Here is a 14,029-nt window from a genome sequence, read left to right as displayed (position 1 = left end):
CACTGCAATTCTAGGCAGCTCCACCAAGGGCGTGGTGCGACGGGATGTCGCAGCGGACCCCGACAGTGCGGTAACGTCGGCTGTCCCTTCTTACATGAGTGGAACATGCCGGTTGCCCTGGACTGCCTGCTGCTGGATTTCGATGGCGTGCTGGTCAACTACGCGCGGCACCTGCGCGTGCGCCACCTGGCCGAGTCCTGCGGATGCACGCCCGCACAGGTGCACGCGGCACTGTTCGACAGCGGACTGGAACAGCAGTTCGATCTGGGGCTGGACAGCGCGCGCTACCTGCAGCAACTGGGCGATGCACTCGGCGTGACCATCAGCCTCGCCCAATGGCAGGACGCGCGCATTGCCGCCTCGCCGCCGCAGACCGGCGTGGTCGAGCGCGTGCAGCGCATCGCGCAGGCGATGCCGATCGCCATCCTCACCAACAACGGCGCACTGATGGCGCACACCATTCCACGCATCCTGCCTACGCTGGCGCCGATGCTGGAAGGGCGCATCCTGTGCAGTGGCGAACTGGGCGGGCGCAAACCCGACCCGGCGGTGTTCCTGAAAGCGGTGGAACGGCTCGACGCACGTCCCACCCGCACCCTGTTCGTCGACGATCTGTTCGTCAACGTCCGCGGCGCCCGCCTGGCCGGGCTGCAAGCCGATACCGCGAACGACAGCCGTAGTTTCGGCAAGCTGATGCACCGGTTCGGCATCAACGCCTGATGCAGGGCAGCCGACGTGTAGAGCCGACTGTTAGTCGGCTGCTCTTAGTCGGCTACCATCAGTCAGCGGCCCCTCCTCAACGCGACGCGACGAACGACTGCACCGCAGCCCGCAACCGCTTCAGACCTTCGGCAATCTCTTCATCGCTGATGTTCAACGCCGGCACGAACCGCAGCACATCCGGCCCCGCCTGCAGCGTCAGCAACCCATGCTCGGCAGCATGGTCCAGGATCGCCCCGGCCTGCCCGGCGAAATCCTTGTCCAGCACCGCGCCCAGCATCAGGCCGCGGCCGCGCACCTGGCTGAACACCTTGAACTCGTCATTGATCTTCCCCAGCCCATCGCGCAGCGCCTGCGACTGACGGCTCACGTTGCGTGCGATCTCCGGCGACGACAATTTACGCAGCGCCACGCGCGCCACCGCCGCCGCCAGCGGGTTGCCGCCGAAAGTGGTGCCGTGCGCACCGAATTGCATGGTCTCGGCCACCTTCGGCCCCGCCAGCATCGCGCCGATCGGGAAACCGCCACCCAGCGCCTTGGCCAGGGTCACGATGTCCGGCTTGATCTCGTCCTGCCAGTGCGCGAACAGGGTACCGGTGCGGCCCATGCCGACCTGGATCTCATCAAGCACCATCAGCGCGTTGTGCTGGTCGCACAGCTCGCGGATGCGCTTCATGAAGCCCGGCTTGGCCGGCATCACCCCGCCTTCGCCCTGGATCGGCTCCAGCATCACCGCAGCGACGTCGCCGGCGGCCATCGCCGTTTCCAGCTGCACTTCATCGTTGAAGTCCACATAGCGGAAGCCACCGGGCAGCGGCTCGTAGCCTTCCTGGTACTTCGGCTGTGCGGTAGCGGTCACCGCGGCCAGGGTGCGGCCATGGAAGCTGCCGCGGAAGGTCACGATGACGCGCTGGTGCGCCGGACGGCCCTGCGAGGAGGCCCACTTGCGCACCAGTTTGATCGCCACTTCGTTGGCTTCGGCGCCGGAATTGCACAGGAACACGCGCTCGGCGAAGCGCGAGGCGGTGACCAGCTCCTCGGCCAGGCGCAGCGGCGGTTCGCTGTAGAACACGTTGCTGGTGTGCCACAGCTTGCCGGCCTGCTCGATCAGCGCGGCCTTCAGGTCCGGATCGTTGTGGCCCAGGCCGCACACGGCAATGCCGGCGGCCAGGTCGATGAACTCACGGCCCTGGTTGTCCCAGACGCGGGCGCCCTGGCCGCGTTCGAGCACCACCTGGCGCGGCTTGTACACCGGCAGGTAGTAATGCGACAGGGACAGGAGCGGATCGGGGGCAGCAGCGGTCATGGCGGTCAGGGGTCCGAGGGGTCCGGGAAGGGGGTCCATTCTCCCCCTCCACCGGCTGGGGCACAATGCGGCCCATGCACCCCCTGCGCGCCCCCCAGCTGAACCCCGCCACCGACTCCGGCTGGCGCCGGACCTGGTTCGACATCATCTACCGCCACGACACCCGGCCGTCGCGCAATTTCGACCTGCTGCTGGTCTACGCCATCATCGCCAGCGTGCTGGTGGTGATGTTCGACAGCGTGCAGCGTTTCCACATCGAGCACGCCAGCTGGCTGTACGTGGTCGAGTGGGGGTTCACGATCCTGTTCACCGCCGAATACCTGCTGCGGCTGGTGGTGGTGAAGCGGCCGCTGCGCTACGCCTTCAGCATCTGGGGCATCATCGACCTGGCCTCGATCCTGCCTACCTACCTGTCGCTGTTCATTCCCGGTGCGCAGAGCCTGCTGGTGGTGCGTGCGCTGCGCATCCTGCGCGTGTTCCGCATCCTCAAGCTGACCCGCTACATCGAAGAAAGCGGCGTGCTGATGGAGTCGCTGTGGCGCAGCCGGCGCAAGATCCTGTTGTTCCTGTTCACGGTGATCACCATCACGATCATCGCCGGCACCCTGATGTACGTGATCGAGGGGCCGAACCATGGCTTCGCCAGCATTCCCAGTGCGATGTACTGGGCGGTGGTGACGATGGCCACGGTGGGCTTTGGCGACATCGTGCCGCAGACGGTACTGGGCCGCTTCGTGACCTCGGTGCTGATCCTGATCGGCTACAGCATCATCGCCGTGCCCACCGGCATCTACACCGCGGAGCTGGCCAATACCATGCGCGATGCCGAACGGGCGTCCAAGCGCGATGCGCGCGGGTGCCCGGCATGCGGACTGGAAGGGCATGAGCCGGATGCGAAGCATTGCCGGCAGTGTGGTGAGCGGTTGCCGGAGCCGATGAACACGTAGAGCCACGCCCTGCGTGGCCTTGTCGTTGCCGTACAACCTTGTCTGACGGGCGTCCTCCTCGCTGCGCGCGATCGCCGGGCAGCGACCGGCGCTACTGATGGGTACACGCGAGGAAGGATCGAGGTGACGTGCCGAGGGATGATTGAAATATGGAAGGTCTCCCTCGTACGGGTGAGGAGAATCCGGTGTCAATCCTCACGCGCGCGCCCTTATGTTCCCGACGCAGAATCCCCCTGCCCATCCAGCGTCCCGCCCACGCACCCTTGCCATACCATTGCAGGCGACGTTGGGAGACGCGCACACGCGACGGTCGAACGTTCAGATCAACTTGAAGAACGTGTCGTCCACCTTTCTCGACTACCTCTCGACACCATCAGCCAAGCCGGCATCCACCCCTCGCTCGTGGTGCGAACATTTCGTCTTCATCCAGGACGACGGCCCACGGTTCTGCGATACGCGCGCTGACAGGCGGCTGACGCGGGAGGAGGAGATTTCGGTGAAACATTTCGGAAACTATCTGGCCCAGAAGGGCATTGCCTCCCCGGACTTCCTGAAATCGGTTGACGGCATCAGTTTTGTTCATGGCATTGTCCATAGCAGAAGGCGGGACTGATACGCGATGCGATGTCGGCTGTTGCGGTGAACTGATTTCGGCGTTCTTGACGCGCTATCTGTTTTCAACACAGGTCGTTCCACCACCGCGCGTGCGCATCTAAACACGTCTTGCTTAGCTGAGCGCGCTGACGCGTCAAGCAAGCATCGCCCAGGCGCGCATTGGCTGCTGTAAAGCCTCGCCCTGCGTGACTTCTCTTCGTATTGGGGTCATGACGTCGGGCAGGCGACTGCGTCATGTGTAGGCGGCGGACGCGCGTTGGCAACTTGAATCCTGCGCCTGCGGACGCTTTGCCGCGCTGCGTGCGGTTGCCACGCATGGCGTGGCACTACAAATACCGAGGTGTGCCGAAAGAATGTGCGAAAGCAAAATCTCCACATGCCTTGCGCCGGCGCGCGACACGACTTGATTCAAAATGATCGGAATCTGGAAGGCTGTCGCCACTCTCCAGCGGACACTATGTGCCCGTTGACACGTACCCGCCGAAGTCATGCAAGCTGCCCATCTTTCCACCCAGCCGCCCCTGTACTCGTCGAGCACCCTGGCCAGTTCGCGTGTCGAATCGAGCTCGGTCGCCTTGGCTCCCTCTGCGGCTGCGCCGATCGCGGTGAACAATTCGGCCGTGATTGAGGCGCGGACCATGGTGATGGACGCGCGGGCCGCGCTCGACCGCACAAATCAATGGGAGCGTGATGTGCTTGAAGCCGTCCCACCTGGTGAATCGCGCGATGAGATGCTGCACGTGGCGACTGTGGCCAAAGAGCGGGCGATGAACGGGCTGATCGCTGCCGAGAACAATCTTCGTGTTCTCGAGAATGTGGCTGAACATCGCAGGGAATTGGATACGGCGTTCGTCAACAGTTTGTGATCGGCATCGCGCCGCGCTGCGCGCGGTTGCCACGCAGCAGAATCATGCCTCAGCCGACGCGGATTTTCCCGGGCGCGTGAAGACGTGCTCATCCAAGTGACGCCCCTCCGTCATGGGGCGCGGGGTGACACCACGCATTTTACGTGCGCAGGACGACGGCGACAGCCAAAGCGGAGCACGCCGTGACGCGCGATCAGTCCAGGAACAGATCGGGCATCAGCGGGCGCGTCGGATCTACGGCATAGCCGGTCAAGTCCGTGATACCGGCTTCGGCCAGTACCTCGTCATCCAGCAGGAACTGGCCGCTGAAACCTGCCGCCTCGCGGGTCAGGACCGCGTGCGCGGCGTCGGCCAGGATCTCCGGTGTGCGGCAGCCGCCCACGTCCACGCCGGGAATCATGTTGATTGCGTCAGTGGCGATCACCGTGCGCGGCCACAGCGCGTTGACGGCCACGCCCTGCGGCCCGAACTCTGCCGCCAGGCCCAGGGTGACGAAGCTCATGCCCATCTTGGCCAGCGTGTAACCGGTATGCGGGGCCCACCACTTTGGGTCCAGGCTCGGCGGCGGCGCCAGGGTGAGGATGTGCGGGTTGGGCGCCTGCAGCAGGTGCGGCAGGCAGGCCTGCGCGCACAGGAAACTGCCGCGCGAATTGACCTGCTGCATCAGGTCGAACCGCTTCATCGGCGTATCCAGCGTGCCGCGCAGCCAGATCGCGCTGGCGTTGTTGACCAGGATGTCGATGCCACCAAAGGTATCCACGGTGGCGGCCACCGCCGCGCGCACCTGGTCTTGTTCGCGGATGTCGGACTTCAGTGCCAGGCCCTGCCCGCCCGCAGCGGTGACCGCTTCGGCGGCGCTATGAATGGTGCCCGGGAGTTTCGGATTGGGGACCGCAGACTTGGCGGCGATCGCCACGTTGGCGCCATCGCGCGCAGCGCGCAACGCAATTGCCAGGCCGATACCGCGCGAGGCGCCGGTGATGAATAGGGTTTTCCCTTGCAGACTGGCCACGTCGATCAACTCCTGCGGTCTCATGATCGGCCAAGTATGCCGCGCCCACGCGCAATTAACCGCCCCTTGACGATAGTTACTGCCCCGGTTACTGCTGCGAGGTATTCACCATGCGCCGTTCCCGCTGTTTGTTCATTGCCCTCGGCGTGGTCCTGGTCGCCACCGCCTGCCAACGCGAGCCCGGCGCCTCCGCGCCCGATGCAGCACCTGCTGGCACCGCCAGCATCCCCACCGCCCAATCACCCGCCAACGGCACCCTGCGCTGGAGCAACGCGGTGGTCTGGAGTGGCGACCTCAATGCCTGCCGCCAAGGCGAAGCCGCGGCCACCCGCGAGTGCTTGATGAAGGCGATGCTGGCCGGTGGTGCAAGTGACGATGCCGTCACCGCCGCCGAGCAGCTGAGCAGCGCCGGCGAGCTGGCCCATGTGGTCGCCTGGCATGACCAGGATGGCATCGGCGTGGCGACCGTCAACTACCCGTTCCGCGCCAACACCAACGAAGGCACCCGGCTGATCGATGCCAGCGGCAAGCGCATTGACGTGGACAACGTGCAGCTGGACGACACGCTGCGTGCCGACCCGGCCGTACAGGCGCTGCTGGCCACCGATCCGCAGGCGACACCGTTCGCCCCGGCGCAGGCTGCGGGCACCGGCCCGCTGGACGGCGGCGGCGTTCGCCTGCTGTACCGCACGCCACTGCGCGATTGCCATGCCTGCCCCGACCTGGGAAGCGTGCAGATGGGCTATGACTTCGACGCCAAGCGCAATTTCATCTCGCAGCAGCTGGTGCCGGTGGCACCGTGAGCATGTCGGTGCATCACAGTCCGTAGAGGGAATCGAAGAATTCCCCCCACAGCCGCGCGAGTGCTACGTGGACCGTCTTCGGTACCTGCCGCGCCAGGTCATGGCTTCGGCCCCTGCCCTTCGTTGTCTTCCCAGTGCAGAATCTTCCGGGTCACGAACCGGTACACCGGCTTGCCGGTGCGGAACCACAGATCGCGTACCCACGAGTGGCGCTTGAGCACGCGCTTTTCCACCGGGGTCAGTGACTCGCGGCAGTACATGCGCTTGTGCTTGAGCAGGTGGCGCAGGTCTTCGCGGGCCAGCAGGCGCATCCAGCGCGAGCGCGGGTTGCCGATCACGGCGAGCTGGAAGTCGATCAGTGCCGGGCTGCCGTCTTCGCGCACCAGCCAGTTCGCTTCCTTGGCCAGGTCGTTGTGGGCGATGCCGTGGCGGTGCACCTTCTGCAGCAACCGGCGCGCGGCGCGGAAGTAGGCTACGTCGCCACGCGGTGGGCGCTGGTACATCGCGTCACCGGCCATGAAGCTGCGGTCCAGCCAGCGGCCGTTCCAGGCCAGCAGCGCCGGGGTGTCGGGCATGCCATCCAGATGCGCCAGCGCGCGGGCTTCACGCCGGGCCAGCCACCACGCCGGCAGCCGCAGCCACCACGGGGTGGCGAGCAGGTCGCGGCGGACGAAGCGCGTGCCGCCCTCCTCCATCAGCAGGATGCGGCCAAAACTGTCGGCCTTGAGGGCGTGTGCGGCAGGCGGGAGCGGGCGATTCATGCCGGCCATTCTAGCTGGCCGGGAGTCAGTCACTTTGGCCCCTCTATAATCCCCCGATGGACTCGTCATGGATCGATGCCACGCTTGCGTGGATCTCAGCTCACCCCGTGCTTGCCGGTGCGGTCATCTTCCTCATCGCCTTCTGCGATGCCGTCATCGTGCTTGGCGCCATCGTGCCCGCGCTGCCGCTGCTGTTCGCCGTGGGCGTGTTCATCGGCCTGGGCCAGATCTCCGGACCGTACGCCGTGGCGTGCGCGGCGCTGGGCGCGTTCGCCGGCGATGGCATCAGCTATTGGATCGGCCGGCGCTGGGGTGACCGGCTGCGCGGCTTCTGGCCCTTCAGCCGCTATCCGCAGCTGCTCGACCGTGGCGAGACGATGTTCCGCCGCAATGCCTTCAAGAGCATCCTGGTGGCGCGCTACGTAGGCGCGATCCGTCCGTTCGTGCCGGCCATCGCCGGCATGATGAACATGCCGGCCATGCGTTATGTGCAGGCCAGCGGCATCGCCAGCCTGTCCTGGGCGGTGCTGTTCCTGGCACCGGGCTGGGTGCTGGGCGAGGCCTACGACGCAGTGGCCGCCGTGGCCGGGCGGCTGGTGATGGTGCTGGCATTGGTCGGCGTGGTGATGGGCGTGGTCTGGGCGATCGTGCTGTACGGCTACCGCTGGTCGGCCGCGCGCATGGACAGCTGGCTGGCCGGCCTGCTGCGCTGGTCGCAGCGCCACCCCACCCTGGGTCGCTACTCGGTGTCGGTGTTCGATCCGCAGCGCCGTGAATCGGTCCCGCTGGCAATGCTGGCATTGATGCTGCTGTTGCTGGGCTGGTGCTGGTTCGCCTTGCTGATGGCGGTGGTGGCCCACGGCGAACCGCTCAGCCTGGACCTGGCCGTGCACCAGGCGATGCTGGCGCTGCGCAATCCGCTGGCTGATTACCCGATGGCGGCGCTGGCCTCGCTGGGTGCCTGGCCGGTGCTGCTTCCTGCCACGGCAGTCACGATGGGCTACCTGATCTGGCGCCGGCGCTGGATGGCGGCCGCGCACTGGCTGGCCGCACTGGCCTTCGGGCTGGCGCTGACCAAGCTGCTGGGCGCCACGGTGACCGTGGTGCGTCCGCCGGGGGCGAGCAGCGGCTTCGGCTTCCCGTCGGTGTCGGTGACCATGGCCACCATCACCTTCGGTTTCTTTGCGGTACTGATCGCGCGCGAGCTGCCCGGCCGCACCCGTGTGTGGCCGTACCTGCTGTCGGGCATCATCGTCAGCCTGATCGGCTTCTCGCGGCTGTACCTGGGCGCGCACTGGCTGAGCGACGTGGTCGGCGGGATGCTGTTCGGCATCTTCTGGCTGCTGGTGCTGGGCATTGCCTACCGCCGCCGCTTCAACCGCTCGTTCTGGGTCAAGCCGGTGTCGTGGCTGTTCTACGGCACTTTCGCGGTGGCCGCGCTGTGGTATGCGCCGCGCAATACCGAGGCGAAGCTGGAGCGTTTCGAGCCGGCCCAGCCGGCGCCGGCCAATGTGGCCGCGCAGGACTGGTGGGGCAGCCAGTGGCGCGCCCAGCCTTCGCGCCGCAATGAATTCGATGATGACCAGCGCTGGCCGCTGGACGTGCAGGTGGCCGGGCCGCTGGCGCCGCTGCGCGAGCGCCTGGAAAGCCAGGGCTGGCGCGTGCAGCCGCAGGCCGGTTGGGAACAGGCGCTGCTGATGCTGGACAAATCGGCCACCCCGGACGAAGTGCCGGTGCTGCCGGCCACGCTGGATACGCAGGTCGAATCGCTGCTGCTGCTGCGCCCGGGCAATGCGCCCAACGAGATCTTCGCGCTGCGCCTGTGGCCGGCCGCTACCCAGCTGCAGCCGGGCGACCAGCCGCTTTGGCTGGGCAGCGCGCAGACGCTGCACTACCAGCACTTCCACCTGATCGGGATGTGGCGGCCGATGCGCGGCATCGATCCGTCGCTGAAGGCGGTGCGCGAGGCGCTGGAAGGGTTGCCGCAGGAGGTCGGAACGCATCCTGAAACCGGCATGCCGGTGTTGCGGGTGCGGACGTATTGAGGGCGATCACGACCAACGGTCGTGATCTACCGGCCGGGGTCACCCGGTTCGGGTTACCAGTTCTCGTCGATCGGCGTTGAGTTGGCCGGCATCCAGCGCAGCAGTGCGTCAAGACGCTCGTGCGGGTCGTCGTGCTGCAGCAGCTGCAAGCGCTGCGATTCCTCCAGCGGCAGCAGTTCGGCCAGCCGCCAGCCGACCCAGGCGGCCTGGTCCAGCAGCGCCGGATGCGCGGGCGCGAACGCGGTGCCGGCCTGTTCGATGATGTGGCCCAGCACGGTGGACAGCAGCGCATGTTCCGGGCGCAGTTCGTCGTCGTGGTCGGGCGTGCTCCATTCCACCTCGGCCATGATCAGGCCGTTGTCGCGCACCCGCACCTGGCGTACATGGAACCGGCGATGGCCGCGCAGGCGCAGCACCAGCACGCCGTCGTCGCCCATGTCGAAATCGTCGATGCGCGCTTCCACCCCGTGCGCGGCCGGGGTGGCCGGGGCCCCGACTTCATCACCGTCCAGGATCAGGCAGACCCCGAAGTGGGTGTTGTTGCGGCTGCACTCGCGCAGCATGTCCAGGTAGCGGCGCTCGAACACGCGCAGGCCCAGCGTGGCGCCGGGCAGCAGGACCGCGTGCAGCGGGAACAGCGGCAGCGTGGCAACGGAATCGGTCATGGCCAACCGATCACCGCGCCTGCAGCTGGGCCAGGAAGCGGCGCGGCGCGCCGTCGAAGCCGCCATTGGACATGAACACCACGTGGTCGCCCGGCTGCACGGTGTCACCGAGTCGTGCCAGCAGTGCGTCGGTATCGGGCACGGCGTGCGCGTCGCCGCGCACGGCGGCGATCACGCTGGCCGCATCCCAGGCCAGTTCCGGCCGGTGCAGGAACACCACCGCGTCGGCCAGCGCCAGCGAAGGTGCCAGCGCATCGGCGTGTGCGCCCAGCCGCATCGAGTTGCTGCGCGGCTCCATTGCGACCACGATGCGGCGCTGGCCGATCTTGGCGCGCAGGCCTTCCAGCGTGGTGCGGATGGCGGTGGGATGATGGGCGAAATCGTCGTAGACCGTGATGTCGTCGGCCACGCCGATCACTTCCATGCGCCGCTTGACGCTGCGGAACTGCGCCAATGCCGGGATCACGCTGGCCGGCGCAACGCCTACCGCGTGCGCGGCCGCCAACGCGGCCAGGCCGTTGAGCACGTTGTGGCGGCCCAGCAGCGACCAGCGCACTTCGCCCAGCGCCACGCCACGGTGGTGCACGATGAAGGCGCTGCCGTCGGCATTGACCAGTTCGGCATGCCATTCCAACCCGGGATCGAAACCGAAGCGTTCCACCGGCGTCCAGCAGCCCATCGCCAGCACTTCGGCCAGGTAGGTGTCTTCGCCGTTGACGATCAGCCGTCCGCGCGCGGGCACGGTGCGCACCAGGTGGTGGAACTGGCGCTGGATCGCGGCCACGTCCGGGAAGATGTCGGCGTGGTCGTATTCGAGGTTGTTGAGGATGGCCACCAGCGGGCGGTAGTGCACGAACTTGCTGCGCTTGTCGAAGAATGCGGTGTCGTACTCATCGGCCTCCACCACGAACTCGCGGCCCTGCCCCACCCGTGCGGACACACCGAAATCCTCGGCCACGCCGCCGATCAGGAAGCCCGGCTCACGGCCGGCGGCCTGCAGCAGCCAGGTCAGGATGGTGGTGGTGGTGGTCTTGCCATGGGTACCGGCCACGGCCAGCGTGTCGCGGCCCGGCAGCACCTGTTCGGACAGCCACTGCGCGCCGGAGATGTAGCGCTGCCCGGCATCCAGCACCGCTTCCACGGCCGGGTTGCCACGCGACAACGCGTTGCCGACCACGACTTCATCGCAATCGCGGGCCACGCTGTCGGCGCGATAGCCCGGGTCCAGGGCGATGCCCAGCTGTTCCAGCTGGGTGGACATCGGCGGATAGATCGCCTGGTCGCTGCCACGGACCGTATGGCCCAGTTCCCGCGCCAGGGCGGCCACGCCGCCCATGAAGGTGCCGGCAATTCCAAGAATGTGGATCGTGCTCATCACCCGATTGTCGCCCAAAGCCCACTCTGAAGGGGAGACGCAAAGCATCTGGGGGGTAGCCCCCTGAGTCAGGGGGCGGCCGCGCAGCGGCCAGGGTATGGAAGCAGACAATGGGGCCCGCTGTTTGCAGAGCAGACTGTGGGACGACAGCGCGCGGCTTTACGCGTGCTGTCAGGGAATTCCCGATAGCGGTGTACTGTGAACACGTACACAATTCAGCGCGCCAGCCGCACTACCCCCGATGGTCCTACTCCCCAAGAGGCCGTCCCCAGGGGGGGCTCATGGTGTGGGGCCCTGAGCAGGCCCGATCGCTGGCGCTCTACACCGCACGCCCGGTTCCGATAGGACCGGGCGTGCGCGTGTAGGTTGTCAGCGCTTGAGCGCTGCCTGGATGCGCGCTTCCACGTCGGCAAGCTCGCCAACGCCATCAACGCGCGCCAGGGTGCCGCGGCCCGCATAGAAATCCACCACCGGCGCGGTCTGGTCGGTGTAGACCTGCAGGCGCTTGCGCACCGATTCGGGATTGTCATCGGCGCGGCCCTGTTCCTGGGCGCGGCCGGCAATGCGCTCGACCAGCAGTTCGCTCGGCACATCCAGCTGCACCACCGCATCCAGCGGCTGGCCGATCTTGGCCAGCACGGCGTCCAGCGCGTTGGCCTGGGCCACGTTGCGCGGGTAACCGTCCAGGATGAAGCCATTGGCCACGTCTGCCTGGCCCAGGCGCGATTCCAGCATGCCCAGCAGGATGTCATCGGACACCAGGTTGCCGGCGTCCATCACGGCCTTGGCCTGCTTGCCCAGCTCGGTGCCGGCAGCCACTTCGGCGCGCAGCAGGTCACCGGTGGAAATGTGCGCAATGTTCAGGTGTTCCTTCAGGCGCGTCGCCTGCGTCCCCTTGCCCGAACCGGGCGGTCCCAACAGAACCAATCGCATCAACCTGACTCCAACTTGGTAAAAAACGGAAGGGCGCGCGCCCGGGATTGCCCACAATCACGCTGCACCGCAATACGCGCACTTTACCTCATACCGGTAATGTCCCTGCAATGTCCTTCCCCCCGACAAAGGTCCCACCATGTCCAAAGGTACCCTGCTGTACGCCCAGTCAGGCGGCGTTACCGCCGTCATCAATGCCACCGCCTCGGCGGTGATCAGCACCGCCAGGGCCAAGGGAATCAAGGTCTTGGCCGCGCGCAACGGCATCCTGGGCGCGCTGCGCGAGGAGCTGATCGACACCTCGAAGGAGTCGGCCGCGGCGATTGCGGCGCTGGCCCATACCCCCGGCGGCGCCTTCGGCTCCTGCCGCTACAAGCTCAAATCGCTGGAGGCCGACCGGGCCCGCTACGAGCGCCTGCTGGCGGTGCTGCGCGCCCACGACGTGCGCTGGTTCCTCTACAACGGCGGCAACGATTCGGCCGATACCGCCTGGAAGGTCTCGCAGCTGGCCAAGGCCTTCGATTACGACCTCACCTGCATCGGCGTGCCCAAGACCATCGACAACGACCTGGCGGTGACCGACACCTGCCCGGGCTTCGGTTCGGCGGCCAAGTACACCGCTGTGTCGGTGCGCGAGGCGGCGCTGGACGTGGCGGCCATGGCCGAAACCTCCACCAAGGTGTTCGTGTACGAGGCCATGGGCCGGCATGCGGGCTGGCTGGCGGCTGCGGCCGGGCTGGCCGGAAACGGACCGGACGAAGCCCCGCATATCATCCTGCTGCCCGAGCGCGCCTACGACGAAGCCGCGTTCCTGGCCAAGGTGAAGCAGGTGGTGGAACGCGTGGGCCACTGCGTGGTGGTGGCCTCCGAAGGCATCCAGACCGCCGATGGCCGGTTCGTGGCAGATGCCGGCGGCGGCAAGGATTCGTTCGGGCACACCCAGTTGGGCGGGGTTGCTTCGCAGTTGGCCGCGCGGGTCAAGGACACGCTGGGCTACAAGGTGCACTGGACCCTGCCCGACTACCTGCAGCGCTCGGCCCGGCACATTGCCTCGAAGACCGACTGGGAACAGGCGCAGGCGGTGGGCAAGGCGGCGGTGCAGTACGCGCTGAAGGGCCAGAACGCGGTGATGCCGGTGATCGTGCGCAGCAGCGACGCCCCCTACCGCTGGAAGATCGAGCCGGCGCCGCTGCACAAGGTGGCCAACCACGAGAAGAAGATGCCGGCCGGCTTCATCCGCCGCGATGGCTTCGGGATAACCGACAAGGCCCGCGCGTACCTGTCGCCGCTGATCAAGGGCGAGGCACCGCTGCCCTACGGCACCGATGGACTGCCGAAGTACGTGACCCTCAAGAATGTGGCGGTGAAGAAGAAGCTGCCGGCATTTGAGGCGTAACGGGCCTGCGGACACTGTGGAGCCACGCAGTGCGCGGCTCTACGGGCTTTTTGTTGCGCGCATTACGGGCAGGCCTTGCCTTCCACGGTCATCTTCGCCGCGAACATCGGAATCTCCGCGATCTGGCCGGCAGCGGCCTGCTTCTTGGCGTCTTCCAGGTAGATGCGCGACTGGCCCTGGCCATCGAGCTGCAGCTTCTGTTCCATCGGCAGGCGCCAGACCCTCACTACTGCCTGCTGGGTGGGACAGGCCGCGCTGGGCACGCGGATCACGTCGTTGAGCTTCCAGCCTTTGGCTTCGCTGGGCTGCGCTTTGTCGAAGTCGACGAACTTTGCGCGTGGCTGGCACTGCTCGCTGGTGCGGGCGACCACGAACCGGTAGGGCTGCGCTGCGTCGCCGGTGAAGGTGCCTTCCAGGCGGGCACAGGCTTCGGGGATCTGGCGCAGGGTGTGGGTGACGTTCACTGCCTGTGCTGCGCCGACCGGGCGCTGGCGTTCGGGGGTTTCGGCGGCAGTAGCCGCCAGGGCAGGAAGCAGGGCCAGCAGGATGAGGTGGCGGGGGGACATGCGGGAAGCCTCCGTTGGG

Annotated in this window: 14 protein-coding genes; 7 read left to right on the top strand and 7 right to left on the bottom strand. The window is 66.9% G+C overall.

The window, feature by feature from the left end; genetic code table 11:
- Window positions 1–105 precede the first annotated feature (105 nt).
- Complete coding sequence (locus QE395_RS03705) at window positions 106–720, top strand: HAD-IA family hydrolase (RefSeq protein WP_306987599.1); 615 nt, start codon at window positions 106–108, stop codon at window positions 718–720.
- 76 nt (window positions 721–796) lie between these two features.
- Here QE395_RS03705 and QE395_RS03700 read toward each other — a convergent pair whose 3' ends face one another.
- Entirely contained in the window at window positions 797–2,026 is a 1,230-nt protein-coding gene (locus QE395_RS03700; RefSeq protein ID WP_306987598.1) for an acetylornithine transaminase, read from the bottom strand.
- A gap of 74 nt (window positions 2,027–2,100) precedes the next feature.
- On the opposite strand from QE395_RS03700, the gene QE395_RS03695 reads away from it, so the two are divergent.
- The 3 genes from QE395_RS03695 (at window position 2,101) to QE395_RS03685 (ending at window position 4,454) form a co-directional block, all read left to right on the top strand.
- A complete protein-coding gene (locus QE395_RS03695; RefSeq protein WP_306987597.1) occupies window positions 2,101–2,973 on the top strand; it encodes an ion transporter in 873 nt (290 codons plus the stop codon).
- 328 nt (window positions 2,974–3,301) lie between these two features.
- A complete protein-coding gene (locus QE395_RS03690; protein ID WP_306987596.1) occupies window positions 3,302–3,586 on the top strand; it encodes a hypothetical protein in 285 nt (94 codons plus the stop codon).
- 490 nt (window positions 3,587–4,076) lie between these two features.
- On the top strand, window positions 4,077–4,454 hold the full coding sequence (locus tag QE395_RS03685) for a hypothetical protein (protein WP_306987595.1): 378 nt from the start codon (window positions 4,077–4,079) through the stop codon (window positions 4,452–4,454).
- Window positions 4,455–4,647: 193 nt separating this feature from the next.
- Here the strand turns inward: QE395_RS03685 and QE395_RS03680 are convergent, their stop codons facing one another.
- Window positions 4,648–5,490 carry an NAD(P)-dependent oxidoreductase gene (locus QE395_RS03680; protein WP_306987594.1) on the bottom strand — a complete coding sequence of 281 codons (843 nt, stop codon included), beginning with the start codon at window positions 5,488–5,490 and terminating at the stop codon, window positions 4,648–4,650.
- An 86-nt stretch (window positions 5,491–5,576) separates the two neighbouring features.
- Here QE395_RS03680 and QE395_RS03675 point away from each other — a divergent pair, with 86 nt between their 5' ends.
- A complete protein-coding gene (locus tag QE395_RS03675; RefSeq protein ID WP_249833053.1) occupies window positions 5,577–6,269 on the top strand; it encodes a hypothetical protein in 693 nt (230 codons plus the stop codon).
- 98 nt (window positions 6,270–6,367) lie between these two features.
- On the opposite strand, the gene QE395_RS03670 is transcribed toward QE395_RS03675, so the two are convergent.
- Window positions 6,368–7,030, bottom strand: a complete 663-nt coding sequence (locus QE395_RS03670; RefSeq protein ID WP_249833054.1) for a phosphotransferase — start codon at window positions 7,028–7,030, stop codon at window positions 6,368–6,370.
- Between the two features lie 56 nt (window positions 7,031–7,086).
- On the opposite strand from QE395_RS03670, the gene QE395_RS03665 reads away from it, so the two are divergent.
- Window positions 7,087–9,075 carry a bifunctional DedA family/phosphatase PAP2 family protein gene (locus QE395_RS03665; protein ID WP_093533631.1) on the top strand — a complete coding sequence of 663 codons (1,989 nt, stop codon included), beginning with the start codon at window positions 7,087–7,089 and terminating at the stop codon, window positions 9,073–9,075.
- Window positions 9,076–9,128: 53 nt separating this feature from the next.
- Here the strand turns inward: QE395_RS03665 and QE395_RS03660 are convergent, their stop codons facing one another.
- The 3 genes from QE395_RS03660 to QE395_RS03650 all read right to left on the bottom strand — a co-directional run bounded on the left by QE395_RS03660 (window position 9,129) and on the right by QE395_RS03650 (window position 12,048).
- Window positions 9,129–9,740: an LON peptidase substrate-binding domain-containing protein gene (locus tag QE395_RS03660; protein ID WP_068853912.1), complete on the bottom strand. Its 612-nt coding sequence runs from the start codon at window positions 9,738–9,740 to the stop codon at window positions 9,129–9,131.
- 10 nt (window positions 9,741–9,750) lie between these two features.
- Complete coding sequence (gene mpl, locus QE395_RS03655) at window positions 9,751–11,115, bottom strand: UDP-N-acetylmuramate:L-alanyl-gamma-D-glutamyl-meso-diaminopimelate ligase (RefSeq protein ID WP_093533630.1); 1,365 nt, start codon at window positions 11,113–11,115, stop codon at window positions 9,751–9,753.
- A 369-nt stretch (window positions 11,116–11,484) separates the two neighbouring features.
- The gene (locus tag QE395_RS03650) at window positions 11,485–12,048 is read right to left on the bottom strand and encodes an adenylate kinase (protein WP_068853913.1); all 564 of its coding nucleotides are present in this window, start codon (window positions 12,046–12,048) and stop codon (window positions 11,485–11,487) included.
- A 139-nt stretch (window positions 12,049–12,187) separates the two neighbouring features.
- Between QE395_RS03650 and QE395_RS03645 the strand changes: the two genes are divergently transcribed.
- Window positions 12,188–13,444, top strand: a complete 1,257-nt coding sequence (locus tag QE395_RS03645; protein ID WP_249833055.1) for a 6-phosphofructokinase — start codon at window positions 12,188–12,190, stop codon at window positions 13,442–13,444.
- A gap of 62 nt (window positions 13,445–13,506) precedes the next feature.
- Here the strand turns inward: QE395_RS03645 and QE395_RS03640 are convergent, their stop codons facing one another.
- On the bottom strand, window positions 13,507–14,010 hold the full coding sequence (locus QE395_RS03640; protein WP_095363572.1) for a hypothetical protein: 504 nt from the start codon (window positions 14,008–14,010) through the stop codon (window positions 13,507–13,509).
- Window positions 14,011–14,029: the final 19 nt, after the last annotated feature.

It is taken from the genome of Stenotrophomonas sp. SORGH_AS_0282, assembly GCF_030818125.1.
GTDB classification, from domain to species: domain Bacteria; phylum Pseudomonadota; class Gammaproteobacteria; order Xanthomonadales; family Xanthomonadaceae; genus Stenotrophomonas; species Stenotrophomonas rhizophila_A.
Note: the sequence above shows the minus strand (reverse complement) of the source record. Positions and strands in the feature narration are given on the sequence as shown.